This window comes from Bacillus sp. mrc49, assembly GCF_002803435.1.
On sequence record NZ_PHNG01000154.1, the window covers coordinates 1 to 935 of the forward strand.

The window sequence follows — 935 nt, forward strand, 5'->3', positions numbered from 1 at the left end:
GTAAGGAAAGAATTAACATGGCAGAGGTGATTCAATCCCAATTAAAAGGAATTGGAATCAAGGTGAAAATCCAAGTTCTTGAGTATGGAGCTTATATTGATGCGACGGCCAAGGGTGAGCATCAGGTTTCCATAGGCGGCTGGGGCAATGCGACGGGCGACGGGGATTATAATCAATTCAATCTTTTTGATAGCAAATCCCAAGGTGCAGCAGGGAATAGCTCATTTTACGGCAATCCTGAGGTGGATAAATTGATTGAAGCGGCACGACAGGAATCAGATGGCGACAAACGTAAGGAACTTTATTCGAAGGCACAGGAGATCGAAAGGGAAGAGGTGCCGTATGTTCCGATCCGTAACTATGAGCATCTGGCTGTTTATGGCGAAACGGTTAAAGGGCTTTGGCTGAACCCGGCAAATTATTTAATGCTCGACGACATAACCGTTCAATAAGGAATGGATCAAAAGAGAAGACAGCATACGGCGGTTATGCTGTCTTCTCGATTAGGAGGGGAAATATGATCGATTTGCTGCTCATTCACGGGACTGTAATTACGATGGATCCAAACAGGCGAATCCTTTCGGATGGGGCCATCGCCATAAATGAAGGAAGGATTTTAGACGTTGGGATAACCGGAAAACTGACATCGAAGTATGAGGCGAAAAAAGTGATCGATTGCAGCCATCAATGCATATTGCCAGGATTGATAGATGTTCATGGCCATGGGGGGCACTCGATGTTCAAGACCATCGCGATGGAGAATATCGATTTTTGGATGCCGATCATGACGAATACGTACAAACATTTTGTAACCGATGATTTTTGGTACTACGAAGGAAAGCTCTCCGCCCTTGAGAGATTGAAGGCGGGTGTGACAACAGGTGTAAGTGTGTTAGGCTCGATGCCGCGATCCGATGACCCGATTTTCGCCATCA

The 935-nt window shown here is 45.9% G+C and carries 2 protein-coding genes; both read left to right on the forward strand.

The features are described 5' to 3' along the window. Positions 1–452 (forward strand): ABC transporter substrate-binding protein (locus CVN76_RS01055; protein ID WP_232732041.1); only part of this gene is annotated, 452 nt, incomplete at its 5' end. A gap of 65 nt (positions 453–517) precedes the next feature. Next, positions 518–935 (forward strand): amidohydrolase family protein (locus tag CVN76_RS01060; RefSeq protein ID WP_157805410.1); only part of this gene is annotated, 418 nt, incomplete at its 3' end.